16 protein-coding genes are annotated in these 21,280 nt (G+C 72.4%); 10 read left to right on the forward strand and 6 right to left on the reverse strand.

Translation table 11 applies throughout. The features are described from left to right. The first annotated feature begins 65 nt into the window (after positions 1 to 65). The 5 genes from ACFPCV_RS31600 (at position 66) to ACFPCV_RS31620 (ending at position 7,479) form a co-directional block, all read left to right on the forward strand. On the forward strand, positions 66 to 2,117 hold the full coding sequence (locus ACFPCV_RS31600) for a M6 family metalloprotease domain-containing protein (protein ID WP_378061157.1): 2,052 nt from the start codon (positions 66 to 68) through the stop codon (positions 2,115 to 2,117). Continuing rightward, positions 2,114 to 4,342 (forward strand): M64 family metallopeptidase, encoded by a 2,229-nt coding sequence (locus ACFPCV_RS31605; RefSeq protein ID WP_378060262.1) that lies wholly within the window; start codon positions 2,114 to 2,116, stop codon positions 4,340 to 4,342. The genes ACFPCV_RS31600 and ACFPCV_RS31605 overlap by 4 nt, the downstream gene beginning before the upstream one ends. A gap of 136 nt (positions 4,343 to 4,478) precedes the next feature. Then, positions 4,479 to 5,492, forward strand: a complete 1,014-nt coding sequence (locus ACFPCV_RS31610; protein WP_378060264.1) for an efflux RND transporter periplasmic adaptor subunit — start codon at positions 4,479 to 4,481, stop codon at positions 5,490 to 5,492. Next, on the forward strand, positions 5,489 to 6,184 hold the full coding sequence (locus ACFPCV_RS31615; RefSeq protein ID WP_378060266.1) for an ABC transporter ATP-binding protein: 696 nt from the start codon (positions 5,489 to 5,491) through the stop codon (positions 6,182 to 6,184). The genes ACFPCV_RS31610 and ACFPCV_RS31615 overlap by 4 nt, the downstream gene beginning before the upstream one ends. Continuing rightward, positions 6,181 to 7,479 carry an ABC transporter permease gene (locus tag ACFPCV_RS31620; RefSeq protein WP_378060268.1) on the forward strand — a complete coding sequence of 433 codons (1,299 nt, stop codon included), beginning with the start codon at positions 6,181 to 6,183 and terminating at the stop codon, positions 7,477 to 7,479. The genes ACFPCV_RS31615 and ACFPCV_RS31620 overlap by 4 nt, the downstream gene beginning before the upstream one ends. 403 nt (positions 7,480 to 7,882) lie before the next feature. Here ACFPCV_RS31620 and ACFPCV_RS31625 read toward each other — a convergent pair whose 3' ends face one another. Next, positions 7,883 to 8,227 carry an MmcQ/YjbR family DNA-binding protein gene (locus tag ACFPCV_RS31625; protein ID WP_378060270.1) on the reverse strand — a complete coding sequence of 115 codons (345 nt, stop codon included), beginning with the start codon at positions 8,225 to 8,227 and terminating at the stop codon, positions 7,883 to 7,885. Positions 8,228 to 8,244: 17 nt separating this feature from the next. Between ACFPCV_RS31625 and ACFPCV_RS31630 the strand changes: the two genes are divergently transcribed. Continuing rightward, positions 8,245 to 8,832 (forward strand): HD domain-containing protein, encoded by a 588-nt coding sequence (locus ACFPCV_RS31630; RefSeq protein ID WP_378060272.1) that lies wholly within the window; start codon positions 8,245 to 8,247, stop codon positions 8,830 to 8,832. Here ACFPCV_RS31630 and ACFPCV_RS31635 read toward each other — a convergent pair. The 4 genes from ACFPCV_RS31635 to ACFPCV_RS31650 all read right to left on the reverse strand — a co-directional run bounded on the left by ACFPCV_RS31635 (position 8,812) and on the right by ACFPCV_RS31650 (position 15,890). Next, a complete protein-coding gene (locus ACFPCV_RS31635; protein ID WP_378060274.1) occupies positions 8,812 to 9,000 on the reverse strand; it encodes a nucleotide disphospho-sugar-binding domain-containing protein in 189 nt (62 codons plus the stop codon). The genes ACFPCV_RS31630 and ACFPCV_RS31635 overlap by 21 nt on opposite strands. A gap of 123 nt (positions 9,001 to 9,123) precedes the next feature. Next, complete coding sequence (locus tag ACFPCV_RS31640; RefSeq protein WP_378060276.1) at positions 9,124 to 11,163, reverse strand: M14 family zinc carboxypeptidase; 2,040 nt, start codon at positions 11,161 to 11,163, stop codon at positions 9,124 to 9,126. 70 nt (positions 11,164 to 11,233) lie between these two features. Then, positions 11,234 to 12,904, reverse strand: a complete 1,671-nt coding sequence (locus tag ACFPCV_RS31645; RefSeq protein ID WP_378060278.1) for an AfsR/SARP family transcriptional regulator — start codon at positions 12,902 to 12,904, stop codon at positions 11,234 to 11,236. Continuing rightward, on the reverse strand, positions 12,894 to 15,890 hold the full coding sequence (locus ACFPCV_RS31650; protein ID WP_378060280.1) for an AfsR/SARP family transcriptional regulator: 2,997 nt from the start codon (positions 15,888 to 15,890) through the stop codon (positions 12,894 to 12,896). Before ACFPCV_RS31650 ends, ACFPCV_RS31645 begins: the two co-directional genes overlap by 11 nt. Positions 15,891 to 15,965: 75 nt before the next feature. On the opposite strand from ACFPCV_RS31650, the gene ACFPCV_RS31655 reads away from it, so the two are divergent. Continuing rightward, a complete protein-coding gene (locus tag ACFPCV_RS31655; protein ID WP_378060282.1) occupies positions 15,966 to 16,742 on the forward strand; it encodes a methyltransferase domain-containing protein in 777 nt (258 codons plus the stop codon). 52 nt (positions 16,743 to 16,794) lie between these two features. Here ACFPCV_RS31655 and ACFPCV_RS31660 read toward each other — a convergent pair whose 3' ends face one another. Next, the gene (locus ACFPCV_RS31660) at positions 16,795 to 17,823 is read right to left on the reverse strand and encodes an aldo/keto reductase (protein WP_378060284.1); all 1,029 of its coding nucleotides are present in this window, start codon (positions 17,821 to 17,823) and stop codon (positions 16,795 to 16,797) included. A gap of 107 nt (positions 17,824 to 17,930) precedes the next feature. Here ACFPCV_RS31660 and ACFPCV_RS31665 point away from each other — a divergent pair, with 107 nt between their 5' ends. The 3 genes from ACFPCV_RS31665 to ACFPCV_RS31675 all read left to right on the forward strand — a co-directional run bounded on the left by ACFPCV_RS31665 (position 17,931) and on the right by ACFPCV_RS31675 (position 21,006). Next, the gene (locus ACFPCV_RS31665) at positions 17,931 to 18,788 is read left to right on the forward strand and encodes a helix-turn-helix transcriptional regulator (protein ID WP_378060286.1); all 858 of its coding nucleotides are present in this window, start codon (positions 17,931 to 17,933) and stop codon (positions 18,786 to 18,788) included. A 40-nt stretch (positions 18,789 to 18,828) separates the two neighbouring features. Then, positions 18,829 to 20,085: a multidrug effflux MFS transporter gene (locus tag ACFPCV_RS31670; RefSeq protein ID WP_378060288.1), complete on the forward strand. Its 1,257-nt coding sequence runs from the start codon at positions 18,829 to 18,831 to the stop codon at positions 20,083 to 20,085. 141 nt (positions 20,086 to 20,226) lie between these two features. Then, complete coding sequence (locus ACFPCV_RS31675; RefSeq protein WP_378060290.1) at positions 20,227 to 21,006, forward strand: DNA-formamidopyrimidine glycosylase family protein; 780 nt, start codon at positions 20,227 to 20,229, stop codon at positions 21,004 to 21,006. The last annotated feature ends 274 nt before the right edge of the window (positions 21,007 to 21,280 follow it).

Raw genomic sequence — 21,280 nt, forward strand, 5'->3', positions numbered from 1 at the left:
TAGCGTCCCGGTCTGTGAATCGTCGCCCTGCCCTCGTGGTGACCGCCCTGTTCTCCGCCGCCGCAATGACCGCCGGAATGACCGCCGCGCCCGCGCTCGCCGCGCCGCCGCCCCCGCCGGCCCACCCCTGGCAGTTCGACCACTGGCCGCAACAGCAGCCGTGGCAGCAGACCCAGAACTCGGGCGCGCGGGTCGCCGCCGCCCACGCCGGCTTCCCGGCGCCCGTCGACCCGCAGGACTGGGTCAACCCCGACCACATGACCTGGGAGAATGACTACACGCCCGTCCCGGGCACGAACTGGGCCGACCCGTCGGTCGCGGGGTCCGTGCGCACCTTCAAGGGCGCGCTGGTCCTCCTCGACTACCCCAACCAGCCGTTCGTCGTGACGCAGCCGCAGGGTTCGACGGTCTTCGCGAACCCGAGCAGCGAGGCGCACGACGTCCCGGACGACCAGGTCGCGCAGTTCTACGAGGACTTCCTCAACAAGCCGAACGAACTCAACCGCGGTCACACCATCCACGAGTACTGGATGGAGGACTCCGGTGGCCGCTACGGCGTGGACCTCACCGGGTTCGGCCCGTACACCATGCCCGGCAAGGACCACGAGTACGCCATGGAGTTCCAGCGTGGCGTGGCCTGCCCGGCCGGGGACTCCTGCAACCGCAACATCCGCACCGACGGGCGGGCCGCGTGGGTCGCCGACGTCGGCGCCGAGGTGCCCGCGGGCTACGACTTCGTCTTCTTCCTCTCCGCCGGTCAGGACGAGTCCTCGACCTGGCAGGAGTTCGGCATGATGAAGTTCGCCACCCCCGACGACGTGACCGACGAGTTCGGCTCGCCGGACGACGCGCTGCCCAACGCCTCGCCGACCCGGTACGTGGACTGGACCTCCTGGGCGTCCGGTTCGACCATCTGGCCCAACGCGGGCGGTGGCTCCTCGACGCAGGCGGAGAGCTCCGGTCAGGGCGTGTACGCCCACGAGCTGAGCCACATCCTCGGCATCGGCGACAACTACAACAACCCGTACGGCAACCCGCCGCGCCGTGCGTACACCGGCATCTGGGAGATGCTGTCGCGTGGCTCGTTCAACGGCCCCGGCGGCCCGCACAGCCGGTGGATGATCCCGCCGACCGGCGGCGGCTCGATGGGCGCACAGCACATGCTGCGCAACAAGATCAAGCTGGGCATGGTCGACGAGCAGAACGTGCTGCGCCTGTCCCGCGCGGCGCTCGGCGACTCCGGCATGGTGATCGCGAAGGTCACCGCGCGGACCGTCCAACCTGGACCGCACGGGCTGTCCGGTGTCAACGTCGAGATGGAGGGCGGTGACCTCGCGCCGCCGTGTGACACCGCGACCGACCCGTTCTGCGACGGCCGCGGCTACCAGAACTACACGATCGAGGTCGTGGACCGGATGGGCGCCGACTCGTTCACGCCGGACGCGGGCGTGCTGCTCGCCAAGACGAAGAACGAGGACCGCGCGCCGTTCGAGTGGGTCGTCGACGCCAACCCGCAGGACATCGGCATGACCGACTACGTCCTGCCGGACGGCACCGAGGTGCCCATCACGATCGGTGACTACCGGCAGCTGTCCGACGCGTTGTTCCACGCGGGCACGAACTCCGGCAGCGAGTACGAGTACGTCGACGAGGCCAACCGGCTGCACTTCTACGTGCTGGACGTCAAGCGCGACAAGCAGGGCCTGCTGTCCTACACGGTCGCGATCCGCTCGCTCGACGGCGCGGGCCCGCAGCGGCGCGGTGTGAAGGTGCTGCCCACGTTCGGTCTCCCGGACCGTGCGGGGCTCGCCACCTGCAAGTTCCCGTTGTTCAACACCGGTCGCGACGCGGCGCCGTCCGGGCAGCACCCCGACGACGTGTCGGAGTACACCGGCGGTGACGTGTACCGGGTGTCGGCGTCGGTCGCCGGCCGTGGCTGGGCGGTGTCGGTGCCGAACGAGCTGGCGACGGCACGGTTCGGCGAGTACGTCCAGGTGCCGGTGCACGCCAGGAAGAACGGCAGCGGCCCGGTCGTCACGAAGGTGACGCTCACGGCGAGCTCCGAGAGCGACCCGGCGAAGAAGGCGACGGCGCACTGCACGGTGGTCGGACGATGAGGGCGCGGGCGGCGCTGGCCGCGATCGTGGTGGCGGCCGCGGTGGTGGCCGCGCCGCCCGCCGCCGCCGCGCCGGGTGACGCGACCGTGGTCCCCGTACAGGTGACCGGTGACCCGGCGAAGCGGTTCAACCTCGTCGTGATGGGGGACGGGTACACGGCGGCGGAGCTGCCGGAGTTCCGTGAGCACCTCGACAAGCACCTGAACGTGCTGTGGACCATCGAGCCGTTCAAGTCCTACCGCAGCTACGTCAACGTGTACGCGGTGGAGATCAGCTCCGCCGAGTCCGGTGTGGACTGTGACCCGGGGCTGGGCTCCGGGACCGTGGACACCCCGCTCGGCATGGGGTTCTGGGGTGGCTGCAACCCGAACAGCGTGCAGCGGCTGCTGACGGTGAACGGCACGGCAGCCAACCGGTACGCCGATCTGGTGGCTGGCACGTCGCGGGCGAACCGGCAGCTGCTGGCGCTGGGCAACAGCGACACCTACGGCGGCGCGGGCGGCGCGAACGCCACCGCGTCCGGCGGCAACGCCATGTCCGCGCTGATCACCCCGCACGAGCTGGGCCACTCGCTCGGCGGGCTGCAGGACGAGTACGACTACTACGGGCGCGGTGAGCGCGGCGAACCCTACACCGGCGGGGAACCGTCGTCGTCGCACCACTCGCTGCTGACCGAGCGGGACATGCTGGCGCAGCAGCGGAAGTGGTGGCGCTGGCTCGGCGAGGAGAGCGAGTCCGGCGGCCCGATCGGCCGGTACGAGGGCGGGCTCTACTCGGGCACGGGGGTGTGGCGGCCCGCCGCGCACTCGATGATGAAGACCCTCGGCTACTACTTCGACCAGATCAGCCGCGAGCAGATGACGCACCGGATCTCGGCGAAGACGAACATCCTCGCCGACGGGGTCCCGGCGGCCGCTCCGGTGGGCGCGGACCGCGTGCTGTGGGTCGAGACGATGTACCCGGTCAGCCACCAGCTCGACGTGACGTGGACCGTGGACGGTGCCGAGGTGGCCGAGGGCAGCCGGAACCTCGACCTGTCGGCGCTCTCGCTGTCGCCTGGCGTGCACTCGGTGACCGCGACGGTGACCGACCCGACGGAGTTCGTGCGGGACCCGGCCATCCGCGCCTCCACCGCGCTGACGCAGCGTCGCACGTGGACGGTCGACACCGCGCTGACCACACCGGACGTGCCGGTGCCCGCCGCGATCACGGACTCGACGCCGACCACGCACCCGGTCGGCGGCACCGATGTCGTGTACGCCGAGCCCGCGCACCCCACGTCCGGGGTGCTCGGCGTGACGTGGCGGCTGGACGGCGCGGTACTCGACACCGGCGCCAACGACCGTGCGGTCGACCTGGCGTCGCTCGCGCTGTCCGGCACGCACACGCTCACCGCGACCGTTGGCGCCGACACCCGCACGTGGACGGTCGACGCGACCGCACCGGAGGCGTCCTACGCGCTGTCGGAACCGTTGCTGTCCGGCGGTTCCTCGTACGTCTACAACGGACCGTTCACGATGGACCTCGACGGCGTCGACGACACCCCGGGCTACGTCGTGCGAGAGTTCCGCACCGACGGCGACGGGTGGTTCAACTACTTCGGGTGGCCGACCGACCCGGACGCGCCGTTCCTGTTCACCCCGCAGGGCACGGAGATCGACGACCTGGTGTACGGCAAGCTCGGCGTGCCCCGGCTTTCCCCGTGGGACGAGGTACCGACCAGCTACGGCACGCACACCATCGAGTACCGGGCCATCGACCCCAGCGGCAACACCGGCGCCTCGTCGGCGTTCGACGTGACGCTGCTGCCGGAACCACCGGCGTGCACGCGGACGATCACGGGACGGCACAACGGCCCGCTGACCGTGCGCGCCGGGGTGACGTGCCTGACCGGCGCGACGGTGAACGGGCCGGTGACGGTGACGGGCGGCGCGCTGGTCGCGAAGGACGCGACGGTCAACGGCCCGGTGAGCGCCACCCGCGCGAGCGCCGTGGTGCTGTTCGGTGTCACGGTGGGCGGCCCGCTCACGATCACCGGCACGACGGGGGAGGTGCAGGTGCTTGGCGGCGAGGTCGCCGGTCCGGTGACCCTGACCGGCAACGGTGCCCCCGTCTTCGCCGGGGTGACCGTGTCCGGTCCGCTGAGCTGCACGGGCAACGGCACCGCACCGGACGACCTGCGCATTCCCAGCACAGTGCGGGGTCCCGCGACCGGACAGTGCTGAGTCGCGGGCTGCTGTCACCAAAACTGGTCCGCGTTCACGCCGTGTTCATGCGGTAGCGTGCGGCCACCGCCGGGCAACCTCACACGGTTTCGAGGCGTCCTGGTGGTGAAGCCGTTGATCAGTTTGGGGGCCCGGGTTGAAGTCTGTCCATGTCGGGTTACTGCTGTCCGTGCTGGCGGTGTCGGCCGCCTGCAGCACCACGGAGGCGGCGGAGCCGCCGCCGGGGCTCGCCGAGCGCGGGACGGTCATGACGACGGTCACGCCAACCAGGCAGGACCTCACGAACGCGGTGAGCCTCGGTGGCACCGTGACGATGAACCCGGTGTTCGGGGTCGTCGCGCCGGTGGCCGGGCAGATGCGCTACCTCGATCTCGATGCGCCGAAGGCCACGCCGAAGAAGCCCACGCGGGTCGGTTCGGTGTGGGTGGACGGCGAGCCGCACCGGGTCGAGGTGCCCGCCGGGTCGACGTTCGCGGGCAGGCTCGTCGACGACCGCGCCTCCGTCACCGCGGGCATGCCGGTCGCGTCGGCGAAGCTCGCCGGGTACGGGATCGTCGCGGAGATCAGCAGTGACAAGGCCTACCAGATCGCCGACGGGCTGACCGGGGTGCAGGCGCAGATCAAGAACGGGCCGGGGCCCTTCCCCTGCGCGGTGCTCGGCACCATCGCCGCGCTGCCAGCCGGGACCGTGCCCGCGCCGCCGCCACCCGTCGAGCCAGAGCCGCCCGCGGGTGAGCAGTCGCCGGGCAGCGCCGCCGCGCCGCCGCCGGTCGAGAAGGCGCCGGTGGAGGAACAGGAGCTGCCGCCCGGGTCCGACGCGTCCGGGCTGCGGCTCGTGTGCACGGCCCCGCCCGCCACCAAGCTGATCAACGGTGCCGCCGCGACGTTGAAGATCGTCACGCAGACCGCGGCCAACGCGCTCGTCGTGCCCGTCGAGGCGGTCGCGGGCGGGCAGGGCAAGGGGCAGGTCGAGGTCGTCGAGGACGACGGCACCAAGCGGATCGTCGACGTCGTGCTCGGGTTGACCGACGGCAAGGTCGTGGAGGTCAGGTCCGGGCTCACGGGTGAGGAGAAGCTGTCCGTGCCGGGGCCGAACCTGCCACCCGCGCCGGACGGGGAGGGCGCGAGCGGGATCCCGGGTGGCAGGTGAGCGAGCCGCTGATCCGGGTCACCGGGCTGACGAAGACGTTGAAGGGGCAGGACGAGCCGCGCACGATCCTCGCCGGTGTCGACCTGACCCTCCACAGTGGAGAGAGCATCGCGGTGCTCGGGCGGTCCGGGTCGGGCAAGAGCACGCTGCTGTCGCTGATCGGGCTTTTCGACCGGCCCGACGGCGGGCAGTACCTGTTGGGGGAGAAGGACATCACCCGTGTTCCCGAGCGGAAGGCCGCCGCGCTGCGCAGTTCCGAGTTCGGGTTCGTGTTCCAGCGGTTCTTCCTGCTCAAGCACCTGACCGCGGTGCAGAACGTCGCGATGGCGCTGGTCAACGGGCAGGGCTGGCTGCCGCGCCGCAAGCGGAAGGCCAAGGCGCTGGCCGCGTTGGAGCTGATGGGCATCGGGCACCTCGCGAAGCACAAGCCGCCCCGGCTCTCCGGCGGTGAGCAGCAGCGGGTCGCGATCGCCCGCGCGCTGGTGCGGGAACCGAAGATCCTGCTCGCCGACGAGCCGACCGGCGCGCTCGACACCGAGACGGGGAACCTCGTGGTCGAGGCGCTGCGCAGCGCCACCGACCGCGGCTGCGGGCTGATCCTCGTCACCCACGACCACGACCACGCCGCGAAGATGCAGCGGATGCTGCACCTCGACCAGGGTGTCCTCGCGCCGGCCGGGGTGCGGGCATGATGCGGCTGTCCGGCCGGTTCCGGGCCGCGCTCATCATCGGCGGGCAGGGGATCCGGGCCCGCAAGCTGCGCACGTTCCTGTCGATGATCAGCCTGTTCCTCGGCGTGCTCGGTGTCGTCGCCGCGCAGGCGGGCCAGGTGATCGCGTACCGGGCGCTGGTCGCGTCGACAGAACTGTCCATGGGGGTGGACGGCACACAGCAGATCTACGTGCAGTCGGCGGAGAACACCGGCTCGGTCGTGATGGAGACCGTCGCCGGGCGCGCCGACGCGGTGGCCCTGCTCGGGACCAACGCCATCATCGGCGAACCGAACGTGCGGCCGGTCAACGAGGGCGGCGCGCCGCTCGACGGCAGCGGCGGCGGCTGGGGTCCCGTCATGAACTGCGACCCCGACGGCAACTGCGTCGACCCCAACGCGGGCAAGCCGTCCGGGCAGGCGATCGAGCTGCGGGTCGTCGCGCTGACCGGGGACGTGCGGCAGTTCCGGCCGCTGCGGCTCCGGTCCGGGCAGTGGCTCGACTTCGGTGGCGCGCCGTCGATGGCGCCCCGGCTGGTGCTGAACGAGGCCGCCGCCAAGGGTTTCGCGATGTACCAGGTGCCTGCGGAGATGCGGTTCCAGGGCGCGACCGCCAACTCGACACCCAGGTTCGTCGGCGTCGTCGACGACGGCAACAGCCAGCCGCAGGCCTACGTGCGCTCCGACGAGCTGCTGAACTGGATGCCGGTCGATGCGCTCGCCAACCCGATGTTCGGCTCTCCGGAGCTGCTGGCGGCCCCGACGGCGACCGACTTCATCGAGACGCTGCGCAAGAAGATCGAGGCGCTCGGCGACGGGAACTCGTTGTACGTCAACCGGATCAGCGCCGAGGACATGATGCCCGGCGAGATCCAGATGATGCGCTGGGTGTTCCTCGGCGTGTCGATCCTGGTGCTGCTGATCGGGTCCGCAGGCATCCTCAACGTGGGGCTGGCGACGGTCGGGGAGCGGATCGAGGAGTTCGCGCTGCGCAGAGCCGTCGGCACACCACGGCTGCTGCTGGCCGGCATCGTGCTTGCCGAGACGCTGCTGACAGGTCTGCTGACGGCACTGGCCGCGATCGGCGCCGGCATCGCGGGGCTCGCTGCGGCGGGCAGGCTGTTCGGTGACCGGCAACCGATGCTGCAGAACGTGACGTTCCCGTGGGAGGCGGGTGTCGCCGGGGTGGCGGCCGGACTGATCGCGGGCGTGCTCGGTGGTCTCGTACCCGCGGCCCGTGCGGCACGAATCCCGATCGCGACCGTCATGCGCGCCTAGCCGATCGACCGCGCACCGCAGCATGGGCCATGCCGTGAAAGGCGCGTTCACGGCATAACCGGTGCCCTGAATGGCACATTGACGGCGCTGAGCGCCGTGAATGGTCCATTGACGGCATCGCGGCTGCCGTGAACGCGCCTTTCACGGCACCAAAGCCAGGGCGCTCCGCGCCCGGCCCCGCGCAGCGGGGCTCTGCCTGCGCAACCCCGACGGTGGCGTCAGCCCATCCCAAAGGGCCTCCCTGCCATCCCGTAGGGAGGTCGACGGGATGGCAGGCAGACCCGCCCAAACCGCAGCCAACCCACCCCTCCGCGACCCCCGAGACCTGCCCGTCCGGCGAGGACAAACCCACCACAAGGCCAACGCAGACCTGCCGGAGCCCATCAGAGGAGCCACCCCACGTCTAGCGTCCCGAGTCGTACTCCCGTGCCACCTTCTTGGGTACGCACATGCGCCAGGCGTCGGTGACCAGCTCCCGCAGCTCCTCGCGGTCGATGGCGGCGAGGTCGACGTGGATCCAGCGGTAGCGCTGGTCGCCGACGCCGGGCATCGAGAACTTGCCCGGTTCGGCGGCGATCGCGGCCTCCCGTTCCTCCGTGGGAAATCCGCAGCCCATGGTCAGCTCGTCCCGTGACAGCGCGACATACACGATCCGGCCGACGTTGAACTTCACCCGGTCCCGCACGAGTCGCTCGACGGTCCTCGGCAGGCCCGTCGCGATCGCGCGGACGTCATCGGCGGTCACCACGCTGCCATTATGGACCTGTGGACTGGGACGAGGCGGTGCGGACGCTCGGGGGCACGCCTGCGCCGACCGGGCTCGCGGAGCGCTACGCGGAGCCGCACCGGAAGTACCACGACCGCACGCATGCCGGGCAGGTCGTGCGGGACGCGGTCGCGCTCACCGAAGGCAGGGACCGGGCGCTGGTGGCACTCGCGGCGTGGGCGCACGACGTGGTCTACGAGGGGCGGCCCGGCGACGACGAACGGGCCAGCGCCGCGTGGGCCCGCACGCACCTGACGGCCGCGGGACTCGCCGAGGCGGACGTCGCGCGGGTCGAAGGGCTCGTGCTCGCCACCCTCGACCACACCGCGCCGCCCGGCGACCGGGTCGCGCAGGCGTTGCTGGACGCCGACCTCGCGGTCCTCGCCGCCACGCAGGCGGACTACGAGCGGTACCGGCAGGCCGTGCGGGCCGAGTACGCCCACGTCACCGACGACCAGTGGCGGACGGGCCGGGCTGCGGTCCTGCGTTCGCTGCTGGCCAAGGACCCGCTCTACCTGCTCGCCACCGACTGGGAACCCGCCGCCCGCCGCAACCTGGCCGCCGAGCTAGCTTCGTTGGAGGCTTGACGCGACGTCGGCAGGGGCCGGCATGGCCGCGATCTCCTTCGCCAGTGCGGCCGCCACCGGGCGTTGCGGGCAGTCGGCCAGCAGCCTGCCCACCGCGTCCTCGATCGCGCCAGGGCTCTGATCCTCGTTGCGCAGCGCCAGCCCCGCGCCATGCCCCGATCCTTCCACTCGCGGCGAGCGCGGACGCCCTGTCCCGGAAGACGCTGCGGGACATCAGCGCCAGGGAACTTCCTGCCCCGCCGGCCAAGCCGCCCGGGGAACGCGAGGTTCCCCGGGCGGCAGGTCCGTCAGTCAGCCCTGTTCGTAGTCACGCGCCACGCGCAGCAGCTCCACCAGACCGTCCGCGTACTCCTGCGACTCGGCGTGCGCTTCGGGGAACGTTGGCTGGAAGCCGACGCCCTCCCACTGGCCGGTCGCCGGGTTCCAGCGGTCGTTGCCGACCTCGAAGTCCCACGCGAAGATGCCCAGCTCGTAGTACAGCTGGTCGGCCGAGTTGCCCGCGGCCGAGTACAGGACGTCCGCGACCGGGCCGGTGCGGGACGGCCACGTCACGGTGCCCCGGGACGCCGCGATCGCGCCGACGATCCGTTCGGCCGACGCCTGGAACATCGCCGCCTCCTCGGCGGACGGGCGCGGCAGCGTCACCCGGCCCGGCATGGCGTACGCGCCGGGCGGCCACATGAAGTATCCGCCGTAGCTGTGCACGTTCATCGCGAACCGGATGTTGTCGTGTGCCTTCGCCAGCTCGACGACGTTCGCGGCCTCCGGCTCCGACAGTTCGCCGGTGCCCGCGTACGTGCCGGAAAGGCAGTTCGTCGTCGACGCGCCGACGTACCCGTCGAACACCGACCCGACCGTGTAGTTGCGGTTGACGTCGACTCCCCACGAGTCGGCGTAGCGCGGGTCGCGTTGGTTGCCGGTGCAGTGGTTGACCATGTTCTTGCGCTGGAAGTTCGCGTCGGAGAACGAGTAGTTCGCGCCGTCCGGGTTGACCGTCGGGATCACGAACACCTCGACGTCCGCCAGCAGCTGCCTGGTCGCCGGGTCGGTCGCGTAGTTGGCGAGCAGCCGCTCCGCGAACTCCAGCGTCACCAGCGGTGTCGCCCACTCGCGTGCGTGTTCCTGCGAGTAGGCGAGGACCCCGGTCCGTGAGCCGTCGCGGTGCACGCCGATCCGCAGCGCCTGCACGGTCCACGGTTTGCGCGACACCGAACCGTCGAGCCCGTCGTCCATCGTGACCGGACCGGCCACCGGCATGACCTTGCCCGCCGAGCCGTCCTCGACGAACGCGGTGAACCGCTGCGGGAAGCGGGCCGTGATCAGCCCGGCGATCTGGTCGGTCGTGGAGATGACGGCACCGGTGCGGTCGGTCGCGAGCGACACCGTCAGCACCCGGTCGCGCCACTTCGCCTGCGCGGGCCGGTTCGGCCTGCCGGGGTCGACCGACTTGACCTGCCAGCCGTTCGGGCCCTGGTCGCCGAACTGCTTCGACTCCACCACGACCGCCGCGGTCGCCGGGTCGCCCAGGTACGCGGCGGCCGTGCGCCGGTAGCCCTGCGTCTTGTGCGGCAGGTCGACCACGTCGACCAGTTGCGGGTACTGCCGCCCGAGCCGCGCGATCCTCGCCTTCACGTCGGTCGGCGTCATGTACGCGTCGATGAAGTCCTTCTGGTACCCGCCGGGCAGCTCCGGCGGGGTCGCGCCCGGCCACGCGGTCGGCGTGATCGCGCGGGAGACGCCGCCGAGGCTGGACGTGGCGGTCACCCTGACCGGCTTCGCGGGCAGCGAGCGCGGTTCGGCGACGTGGTACTGGTACTCGCCGGCGTCCTCGAAGCGCCGCAACGGGAACGTGCCCGTCGCGCCGTTCTCGGCGGTCCAGGCCACCGTGATCTCGACGTCCGGGTCGGCGACCGCGGTGGTCGCGACGAGCGTCTGCAGGAACGTGGTGCCCCCGGCGGTCCACCAGTTGGCGGACAGGAAGTGCAGGGTGTCGGCCGCCATGCGGCGCTGGGTCTGGCCGTACCGGGCGGTGCCGTCGCCTTCGCGCTGGATCACCTGCACGGCGCGGGCCCCGCGTGCGGTCAGCTCGTCGAGCTGGCTGCCCGTGAGCACGAGGTCCGCCACCAGTTCGTCCGGCCGGGCGGCGATGTCCGCGCCTTTCGCGACCAGTTCGTCGAACATGGACTCGGTGGGCAGCTGCACCCGGACGAGCGCCAGCTCCTGCGCGGACACCGCGGTGGGGGCGGCGGTCGCGGTGTCGGAGAAACCGGCGGTGACGGTGGAAAGCAGAAGCACGGCAGCGGTCGCGAGACCCCATCCGCGTCTAGCCATGACGCCTCCAAGGGTGGTGGAGTGACTGCGTGAATCATTCACCAGGGCGTCCGTGAGTCAAGGGATCGAATCAAAAATCCAACCCTGTCACCGTGTTGGCGTAGGCCCGCACGAGCGGTGGCACGGTGTACCGGCCCGGCCCCTCCGGCACCACCAGGTGCAGCGCGACCAGCTGGTCCAGACCGGGGCTTGGTGCGGTGATCTCCTGCTGTGTCAACGACGCCAGCACCTGCCGGGGCAGGCAGGCGCACGAGAGGTCCAGCGCCGCCCGCAGCCCCACCGTCGGATCACCGGCCACCGACAGCTCCGCGAGCACGTCGCCGCCGCGCAGCGCGGAGACGAGGTCGCCGACGGTCTGCTGCGGCCGCGCGGACAGGTTGGCCGCCGCGATCCGCAGCGCGAGCGGCAGGTGGTCGCACAACGCCGCCAGCTCGGCGAACTCGCCGTCCGCCGGACCGAGCACACCGGACAGCAGCTCGGCGGCGTCGGCGGGGCGCAGCGGGCGCAGCGCCACCCGGTGCACGCCGTGGGTCGCGACGAGCCCCCGCATGTCGTCGCGGCTCGTGATCAGCACCTCGGCGGGCGACGGGCCGGGCAGCAGCGGCCGCACGTGGTCGGGGTCGCGCGCGTTGTCCAGCACCACCAGCATCTCGCGGTCGGCGAGCGTGGTCCGGTACACCGCGGCCCGCTCGTCCTCGCCGTCGGGCACCGGCACGCCGAGCGCCTGCAGGAACCGGGCGAGCACCTCGGAGGGGGCCAGCGGCGGCCGCCGGTCGAAGCCACGGAGGTCGGCGTAGAGCTGGCCGTCGGGGAACCGGTCCGCGGCCAGCGCGCCCCAGTGCAGCGCGAGCGCGGACTTGCCGACCCCGGCGCCGCCGACGACGACCGTCGCCGTGGCCCCGCCACCCAGCTGCGACAGCTCCGCGGCGCGGCCGACGAACCCGGGCGCCACCGGCAGCTGCCGGGGCACGATCCGCTCCGCGGGCGAGAGGATCTGCTGGTGCAGGCGGCGCAGCTCGGCGCTGGGCTCCGCACCCAGCTCGGTCACCCACGTCTGCCGCACCCGCTGGAACGTCGCGAGCGCCTCGGCCTGCCGCCCGGTGCGGTGCAGCGCGGTCATCAGCTGCCGCCACGGCCGTTCCCGCAGCGGATGCACCTCGACCTGCTGGGTCAGCTCGGCGACCACCGTCTCGTGCCGCCCGCACGCCAGTTCGGCGTCGATCGCGGTCTCCCACGCGTCTTGCCACCGCTCGGTGAGCGCCGCCGCGGCGGCCGCGACCAGCTCGGTCGCCGGCACGTCGGACAGCGGGTTGCCGCGCCACAGCGCGAGCCCGCGCCGCAGCAGCCCGGCAGCCGACTCCGGGTCGCCGTCGTGCAGTGCCGCCAGCCCGCGCCGGGTGAGGTCCTCGAACTTGCCGACGTCGAGCTGGTCCTCGGTGACGTCGAGGCGGTAGCCGTGCCCGTCGGTGACGAGGACCAGCCCCTGCTCGTCGCCCATGGTGCGGCGCAGCCACATGATGTTCTGGTGCACCTGCGTTACCGCGCTCTCCGGTGGCCGCCTGCCCCACAGCTCGTGCACGAGCTGGTCGACCCGCACCGTCTCGCCCGCACGGACGAGCAGCACGGCGAGCAGCGTCCGCCGTTTCGTGGAACCGATCGCGGCCCAGTCGGTCTCGGCGCTGTCGGTGGAGACCGCCAGTTCGAGCGGTCCGAGCAGGCGGAAGCGGAGCTCAGCCGGCATGGCTCGACACGGCGGTCAGGTCGTCCATGACGGACAGCGCGTGGGCGATCCCGGCGCGGTGACCCGCCCTCTCGGCGACGGCGAGCGCGTCCCGCGCGTACCGGGTCGCGTCGGCGCGCCTGCCCCTGGCGGCCGTGACGGACGCGAGTGCCGTCAGCGCCCGCCCTTCCCGCAGCAGCAGGCCGTGGGTGCGGGCGGCGGTCAGCGCGTTCCTCGCCCAGACCTCCGCCGTCGCAGGCTCGCCGCTGCGGACGTGCAGCCCGGCCATGCCGAGCAACGCGTCGATGCGGCCGGTGACGTACCCGGCGGTGCCCGCCGCGGCCAGCGCGTCGGTGTAGCAGCGGCGCGCGATCGCGTAGTGGCGCAGGCCCGCGCAGGCGTCGCCGAGGACGGTGAGCACGTCCACCCGTACCTGGAGCTCGCCGCCGGCGCGGACCAGCGTCAGCGCCCGCTCCGCGTGGTCGCGCGCGATGGCGAAGCGGCCCGCGTCCCGGTGGTGGGCGGCGATCTTGCGCAGCACACCGGCCTGCGCGGCCGCCCAGCCGATGCCAGCGCCCAGCGCCAGCGCGGAGGTGTGCTCGGTCAGTGACGAGGACTGCCCGGTCAGCTGCCGCGCCCACGCGAGCGCGTCGGCCACCAGGCACTGGGTGCGCAGGTCACCGATCTCGACGCACAGCTCCAGCGCGCGTTCCTGGTGCTCGATCGCGGCCGCCAGCCTGCCCTGCTGCTGCAGGGCGAGCCCGATGTCGTGCAGCTCCCGTGCCTCACCGGCCAGGAAGCCGGCGGCCCGGTCGATGGCGAGGGCCTCGGTGAGCACCCGCCTGCCGGAGTCGAGCCTGCCGAGGCCGATCTCGGCGCGGGCGACCCCGTTCAGGCCCGTCGACTCGCCTTCCGGCCAGCCCGCCCGCCGCGCCAGCAGCCGCGCCCGCGAGTACCTGGTGTGCGCGTCGTCGTACCGGCCCTCGCTCCACGCGAGCCTGCCGAGCGAGATCTCCATCGCCGCCTCGCCGACCACCGAACGTTCGGTGACGGCGGCCGCGAGCCCGGCCCGTGCCGCCGCGGCCCAGTCGGCCCTCGGGGACCGCATCGCCAGGTAGGCACGCAGCGCGTCCACCACGCGCCAGCCGCCGACCGCGATGAGGTTCGCGCGTTCCGCGTCCAGCCACCGCAACGCGGCCGTGTGGTCGGCGAACCGCACCACCGGCGCGTCGGCCTGCGCGCACGGCGCCATCGCCATCCCGGGACTGACCAGCGCGGCCGCGTGCCGCGCGGTCGCCAGGTAGTGGTCGGCCAGCCGCCGCCGCGCGGCCGGGTCCTCGGGCGCCAGTTCGAGCGCGTACCGGTACAGCAGGTCGTCGCAGGTGAACCGGCCCCCGCCGCGCGACTCGACCATGTGCGCGGCGGCGAGCCGGTCGAGCACGGCCTCGGCCGCGGGCACTGGCACGTCGGCGAGCGCGGCGACCGCGGGTGCGGTGAACTCGCGGCCCGGCGTGAGGCCGAGCAACCGGAACACGTGCCGCGCGGTCTCGGGCAGCGCCCGGTAGGAGGCGTCGAACGCGGCGCGGACCGCGGCCCTGCGGTGCGCGAACCCGTCGAGGTCGCCCGAGCGCAGCGCCGCGACCAGCGCGGACATCGGGGTGTGGGCGGCGAGCCTGCGTGCCGCGATCCGCAGCGCGAGCGGCAGGTGCCCGCACAACGCGGCCAGCTCCTCGACGTCGGCGTGGGGGCCGCCGAGCAACGCCACCGCGGCGGCGGGCTCCAGCACGGGGAGGCGCAGCAGGTGCGCGCCGTGTGTCGCGGTCAGGCCACGCAGGTCGTCGCGGCTGGTCACGACGACCATGCAATGCGAAGGGCCCGGCAGCAGCGGCCGGACCTGGTCGGCGTCGCGGGCGTTGTCGAGCACCACCAGCACCCGCGCGCCCGCGAGCCGCGACCGGTAGAGCGCGGCCCGCGAGTCCTCGTCGGCGGGCATCGCGTCCGCCGGGACCCCCAGCGCCTGCAGGAACGTCGCGAGCACGGCGCCGGGCGCGACCGGCGCGCCGTGCCCGTAGCCCTTGAGGTCGGCGTAGAGCCGCCCGTCCGGGAACCGGTCCTTCTCCCGGCTCGCCCAGTGCCGCACGAACGCGGTCTTGCCGATCCCGGCGGGCCCGGTGACCGCGGTGACGACCGGCCCGGTCGTGTCCGCGAGCGCGTCCAGCGCGGTCATCTCCGCGGCGCGCCCCACCAGCCTGGGAACTCGCGGCACCAGGTGGGGGCGCGGTCTTCGCAGGTCGTCGTACAGCGTGCGCAGCTCGAGCCCCGGCTCGATGCCGCTGTGGTCGACGAGGATCGTCCGCACCCGCTGGTAGGCGGCGAGCGCGTCGTCGCGGCGGCCGGCCATGGCGAGCGCGGTCATCAGCTGCCGCCACGGCCGCTCCCGCAGCGGGTGGGAGTGGACGTGGTGTTCGATCTCCTCGACCAGCTCGTCGTGCCTGCCGAGCGCGAGGTCGGCCTCGACCCGCGACTCCCAGGTGAGGTGCCGCAGCTCGGTCAGCCGCCTGCGGATCCCGCTGACCAGCGGAGAGGCGGGCACGTCGGCCAGCGCGGGCCCGTGCCACATGGCGAGCGCGGCACCGAGCAGCTCGGCCGCGTGCGTGGCGTCGCCTGCCCGCAGCGCCGCGCGCCCGTCGGCGGAGCGCCGCGCGAACACCCGCGTGTCCAGGTCGTCGGACTCGGTGACCAGCCGGTACCCGGGTCCCGCCGTGACGAGCGACTGCGCGAGGTCCCCGAGCGCGCGGCGGATCCGCAGGACGTAGCCGTGGATCTGGGTCGGTGCGCTGCGCGGCGGCCGGTCACCCCACAGCTCGAACAGCAGCTGGTCGACGGTCAGCACGTCGCCGGAGCGGATCAGCAGCGCGGCGAGCAGGGCCCTGGGTTTGGCCGCGCCGATCGCCTGCCAGCGGGCACCGTCGTACGCGGCGACGTTCCCCAGCATCCGGTAGCGCACGGGCCCACCTCCGTCCCTCCCCTTGATGACACCTCAGAGTGCCGTTTGGTTGCCCTGGACCATAAGGTCTTTTCCATGACGGGCAGCGTCGGGCAGTTCACCACGGTCGACGACACGGCGGACGCGTCGTGGTTCATCCGGTTCATGGACGTCGCGAACGCCGTCCCCGAGTACGGCGAGATCAGGGAGTCCCTGGTCGGGGCGCTGGGGCCACTGGCGGGCCGGGACGTGTTGGACGTCGGCTGCGGCACCGGCGACGACGCGCGTGAGCTGGCCGCGCTCGGCGCCCGTGTCGTGGCGACCGACATCAGCGACGCGATGCTGGCGGAGGCGCGGCGCAGGGGCGGCGCGGTGCGGTTCGTGCGGGAGGACGTGCACGCCCTGTCGTTCCCGTCCGCGTCGTTCGACGGGGTGCGGGTGAAGCTGGTCCGCCAGCACAGCCCGGCCATCGACACGGCGGACGACGAGCTGGTGCGGGTGCTGCGCCCCGGTGGCCGGCTCGCGGTGTTCGACTACGACTTCGAGACCCTCGCCCTCGACCACCCGGACCGCGAGACGACCCGCGCGATCGTCCGGTACTGGGTGGACAACCACCGCGAGGGCTGGAGCGGGCGCCAGCTTCGGCGCCGGTTCGCCTCCCGCGGCATGACCGGCCTGTCGATCACCCCGCACACGGTGCAGATGCCGTTCGGGTTCTTCCGGTCCTCGATGGAGGGCACGCTGACGCAGGCCGTGCGGGCGGGTGCGGTGCCGGCCGACCCGGCGCGGTGGTGGCGGCCACTGGTGGAAGCCGAGGCCGACGGCCACTTCTTCGCGAGCCTGACCGGCTACGTGCTGGGCGCCACGCGCTGAGCCACCGGGCGGCCCCGGTGCGCGGCCGTGCCGCACACCGGGGGCCTGCGGGTCACCGGCGGCGCAGTGCCGCGTCCGCGAGCGCGGGCGGGACGTAGTAGCTGTCCGCGCGGTTGAGGTCCGTGCCGGGCGGCACGATCTCGTCGATCCGGTCCAGCACGTCCGGGGTCAGCACGGTGTCCGCGCCGGACAGGAGCGACTCCAGCTGTTCCATGGTCCGCGGGCCGATGAGGACCGACGTCACCGCGGGGTGGGACAGCACGAACCCCACCGCCAGGTGCGGCAGCGTCAGCCCCGCGTCCGCGGCCAGCTTCGACAGCTCCGCCACCGCGGCCAGCTTCGCGGCGTTCTCCGGCAGCGCCGGGTCGAACTTGCGGGACTCGATCGCGACCCGGCTGCTGTCGCTCGTGGTCACGTCCGACGCCTGCGTGTACCGCCCGGACAGCCAGCCCGCCGAGAGCGGGCCCCAGGTCAGCACGCCCATCCCGTACCGCTGCGCCGTCGGCAGGACCGCGGCCTCCACGCTCCGCGCGAGGATCGAGTACGGCGGCTGCTCGGTGCGGAACCGGACATGGCCGCGCTTTTCCGACACCCACTGCGCCTCGACGATCTGCTCGGCGGGGAACGTGGAGCTGCCGACGGCCAGCACCTTGCCCGACCGCACCAGGTCGGTGAGCGCGGCGAGGGTCTCGTCGACGTCGGTCGCCGGGTCGGGGCGGTGGATCTGGTACAGGTCGATATGGTCGGTGCCGAGGCGCCGCAGGCTGTTCTCCACCTCGCGGGTGATCCAGCGCCGCGAGTTGCCGCCGTGGTTGGCGTCGGGGCCCATCGAACCGTGCACCTTGGTGGCCAGCACGACCTCGTCGCGCCGCCCCTTCAGTGCCTTGCCGACGATCTCCTCCGACTCACCGTCGGAGTAGATGTCGGCCGTGTCGACGAGGTTGATGCCCGCGTCGAGCGCGCGGTGGATGATCCGCACGCTGTCGTCGTGGCCGGGGTTGCCGATCCTGCCGAACATCATCGCGCCGAGGGCGTACTCGCTCACCGAGATACCGGTGCCCCCGAGGGTCCTGCGCTTCATGAGACCTCCTGTGGTTCAACGACACCCACTCTGCGGCGCGCACGCACGGGCTGCCAGGCACCCTTCAACCTGGGCCTGGCAGAACCACCCTGCGGGATACTGGGGGTATGGGACAGGTCGAGGACCAGATCACGCCATTCCTGAAGGCACGCCGCGCCGCGCTCGACCCGGCGACGCTCGGCCTGCCGAACGGGGTCGCGCGCAGGCGGGTGCGCGGCCTGCGGCGTGAGGAGGTCGCGCAGCTCGCGGGCATCAGTGTGGACTACTACACCCGCATCGAGCAGGGCCGCGCCCCCGCGATCTCCGACGCCGTCCTCGACGCCATCGCCCGCGCGCTGCGGCTCACCCCGGCCGAGCACACCTACCTGCGCAACATCACGCTGCCGAGCCGCCGCAACGCGGGCGGCGCCTGCGCGAACACCGACCGGCCGGTGGTGCGGCCCCAGATCCTGGAGCTGCTCGAGGCGATGGGTGACACCGTGCCCGCGGTGGTCTACGGGCCGGGCATGGACATCCTCGCGTGGAACCGGCTCGCGAACCTGGTGTCGTACGACTACGACGCGCTGACGGTGGCTGAGCTGAACGCGGTGCGGCTGACGTTCACCCACCCCGACGCCCGCACGTTCCTGCCGGACTGGGACGACGTCGCCGCCGGGCTGGTGAGCGGGCTGCGTGCCGAGGTCGGCCAGTTCCCCGACCACGGCAGGCCGCACCAGGTGATGTGTGAGCTGCGGGACATCAGCGCCGAGTTCCGCAGGCTGTGGGACGCGCAGGACGTGGTGGACCGCGACCACGGTGTCAAACGGATCGTGAACCCACTCGTCGGTGAGCTGGTCGTCACGTTCGAGACGTTCGCCGTGCCCAATACACCCGACCAGCGGCTGTGCACCTACACGGCGTCGAAGGGTTCGGAAACGGAACGCAAACTCCGTGAGCTGGCAAGGAATGTCGCCGTTCTGACGTGATCGGGGAACAAAGTCCCCCGGCGGCCGGTTGACCCGGATCATGGAACAGGCCACTCTGCACAGTCCCGTCACGGACCGTTCGGAGCAGTCGGCAGAGTCGCCAACTGGAGCCGCGAGAATCCGGATCATCCTGGTGCTCGGCGCGCTCATTGCTCTCGGTCCCCTGACCATCGACATGTACCTCCCCGCGCTGCCCGCACTCGGCGCGGACCTCATGGCCTCCGAGGCCGCGGTGCAGCTGACGCTCACCGGCACGCTCGTCGGCCTTGGCCTCGGCCAGCTGGTGATCGGCCCGCTGTCCGACGCGCTCGGCAGGCGCAAACCGCTGATCGTGGGCACCGCGGTGCACATCGTCGCGTCGCTGCTGGTGCTGGTCGCCCCGAACGTGCTGGTACTCGGCCTGCTGCGGACACTGCAGGGCGTCGGCGCGGCGGCGGCCGCGGTGGTCGCCATGGCCGTGGTCCGCGACCTGTTCACCGGCCGCGCGGCGGCCACCATCCTGTCCCGCCTGATGCTGGTGATGGGCGCGGCCCCGATCCTCGCCCCGTCGATCGGTGCGGGCATCCTGCTGACCGGCTCGTGGCGCGGGGTGTTCGCGGTACTCGCGGCCATGGGGGTGGCGCTGCTGCTGGTCGCGATCTTCCTGCTGAAGGAGACCCTGCCACCGGAACGCAGGCGCACCGGCTCGATCCGGCCGGTGCTCGCCACCTACCGGATGCTCGTCACCGACCGCCAGTTCGTGGTGCTCGCGCTGGTCGCGGCGCTCGGCATGTCCGCGCTGTTCTCCTACGTGTCCGGGTCGTCCTTCGTGCTGCAGGACACCTTCGGGTTGTCCCAGCAGGAGTTCGGCCTGGTGTTCGCGCTCGGTGCCGTCTCGCTGATCGGCGCGTCCCAGCTGAACGTCGTGCTGCTGAACCGCTGGTCGGCACAGCAGATCGTGTTCGGCGCCCTCGCGGCGGCGACCGGTTTCGGCGTGGCGCTGGTGGTGGTCGCGGAGTTCGGTCTTGGCGGTCTGCCCGGTTTCCTGGTGCCGCTGCTCCTCCTGCTGGGCGCGGTCGGCTTCGTGCTGCCGAACGCACCGGCGCTGGCCCTGTCCCGCCACGGTGAGGCGGCGGGCACCGCGGCGGCGATGCTCGGCGCGGCCCAGTTCGGGCTTGGCGCCCTGATCGCCCCGATCGTCGGCCTGCTCGGCAACGACGGCCCGGCGATGGCACTGACCATGACCGGCGGCGTGCTGGTCGCGTGGGTCGCCCTGGCCACGACCATGCTCCGCCAGCGCAACCTCGCCACCGCGTAGATCCTGTGAAGTGAGCCCGCCGGGCGGGACATCCGCGGGGCTGCCCGGTGCCGTGAATGGGCCGTTCAGGGCACTGAGCGCCCTGAACGCGCCTTTCAGGGCATTGCCGATGGCCGCAAGTCGCGCGCCTAAGCTGGGCGTATGCCCGAGGGTGACACCGTATACGCCACGGCGCACCGGCTGACCGAGGCGCTGGGCGGGGGCACCCTCGTGCGTGGTGAGCTGCGCCACCCCCGCTTGTCCACTGTGGATCTCGCGGGCCGGGTGTTCGACCGGGCGGTGCCGGTCGGCAAGCATCTCTTCCTCCGCTTCGGCGGGGAGCTGAGCCTGCACTGCCACCTGCGGATGGACGGGTCGTGGCGGGTGTACACCGGCCGTGCGCCGATCACGCACCAGACCCGTGCGGTGCTGGGCGTCCCCGGCGCGACCGCCGTGGGCAACCTGCTGATGGAGATGGCGTTGCTGTCCACATCGGACGAACACCGGCTCGTGGACCACCTCGGCCCGGACCTGCTGGCACCGGACTGGTCCGACGAACACCAGGCCGAGGCGGTCCGCAGGCTGACCGCCGACCCCGCCAGGGAGCTGGGTGCGGCGCTGCTCGACCAGACCGTGATGGCCGGGATCGGCAACGTCTACAAGGTCGAGCTGTGCTTCCTGCTCGGCGTCTCGCCGTGGACCCCGGTGTCCGGTGTGGACGCCGGCAAGACCGTGCGATGGGCGCGAAAACTCCTGCTGCGCAACGCGCTGAACCCGGTCCGCAACACGACCGGCGACCCTCGGCGCGGCCGGGCGCTGTGGGTGTACGGCCGCCGCAGGCAGGGCTGCCTACGCTGCGGTGGTCCGGTGCTCCTGCACAGTCAGGACACCCGGGTCACCTACCACTGCCCGCGCTGCCAGCCGGGCCCCGGCCCGTCCTAGACAGTTGATTCCATGAAGATCATGCGAAGTGGCGCCCCGCAGGGGCGGACCGATGCCGTGAAAGGCGCGTTGACGGCACAACAAGTGCCGTGAACGGCCCATTGACGGCGCTGAGCGCCGTGAACGGCCCATTGACGGCATTCCGGATGCCGTCAACGCGCCTTTCACGGCACCAATCCAGGGCGCTCCGCACCCGGCCCGCGAAGCGGGCCCGCGCCTACGCACCTTGACGGTGGCGCAAGCCCACCCCACAAGGGGCTCCCTGCCATCCCGT

Source organism: Actinophytocola glycyrrhizae (assembly GCF_042653545.1).
GTDB lineage: Bacteria > Actinomycetota > Actinomycetes > Mycobacteriales > Pseudonocardiaceae > Actinophytocola > Actinophytocola glycyrrhizae.

Coding starts and splice junctions, on each gene's coding strand:
- ACFPCV_RS31600 (WP_378061157.1), top strand. CDS start 66: ATGACCGCCGGAATGACCGCCGCGCCCGCGCTCGCCGCGCCGCCGCCC.
- ACFPCV_RS31605 (WP_378060262.1), top strand. CDS start 2,114: ATGAGGGCGCGGGCGGCGCTGGCCGCGATCGTGGTGGCGGCCGCGGTG.
- ACFPCV_RS31620 (WP_378060268.1), top strand. CDS start 6,181: ATGATGCGGCTGTCCGGCCGGTTCCGGGCCGCGCTCATCATCGGCGGG.
- ACFPCV_RS31640 (WP_378060276.1), bottom strand. CDS start 11,163: ATGGCTAGACGCGGATGGGGTCTCGCGACCGCTGCCGTGCTTCTGCTT.
- ACFPCV_RS31645 (WP_378060278.1), bottom strand. CDS start 12,904: ATGCCGGCTGAGCTCCGCTTCCGCCTGCTCGGACCGCTCGAACTGGCG.
- ACFPCV_RS31655 (WP_378060282.1), top strand. CDS start 15,966: ATGACGGGCAGCGTCGGGCAGTTCACCACGGTCGACGACACGGCGGAC.
- ACFPCV_RS31660 (WP_378060284.1), bottom strand. CDS start 17,823: ATGAAGCGCAGGACCCTCGGGGGCACCGGTATCTCGGTGAGCGAGTAC.
- ACFPCV_RS31665 (WP_378060286.1), top strand. CDS start 17,931: ATGGGACAGGTCGAGGACCAGATCACGCCATTCCTGAAGGCACGCCGC.
- ACFPCV_RS31670 (WP_378060288.1), top strand. CDS start 18,829: ATGGAACAGGCCACTCTGCACAGTCCCGTCACGGACCGTTCGGAGCAG.
- ACFPCV_RS31675 (WP_378060290.1), top strand. CDS start 20,227: ATGCCCGAGGGTGACACCGTATACGCCACGGCGCACCGGCTGACCGAG.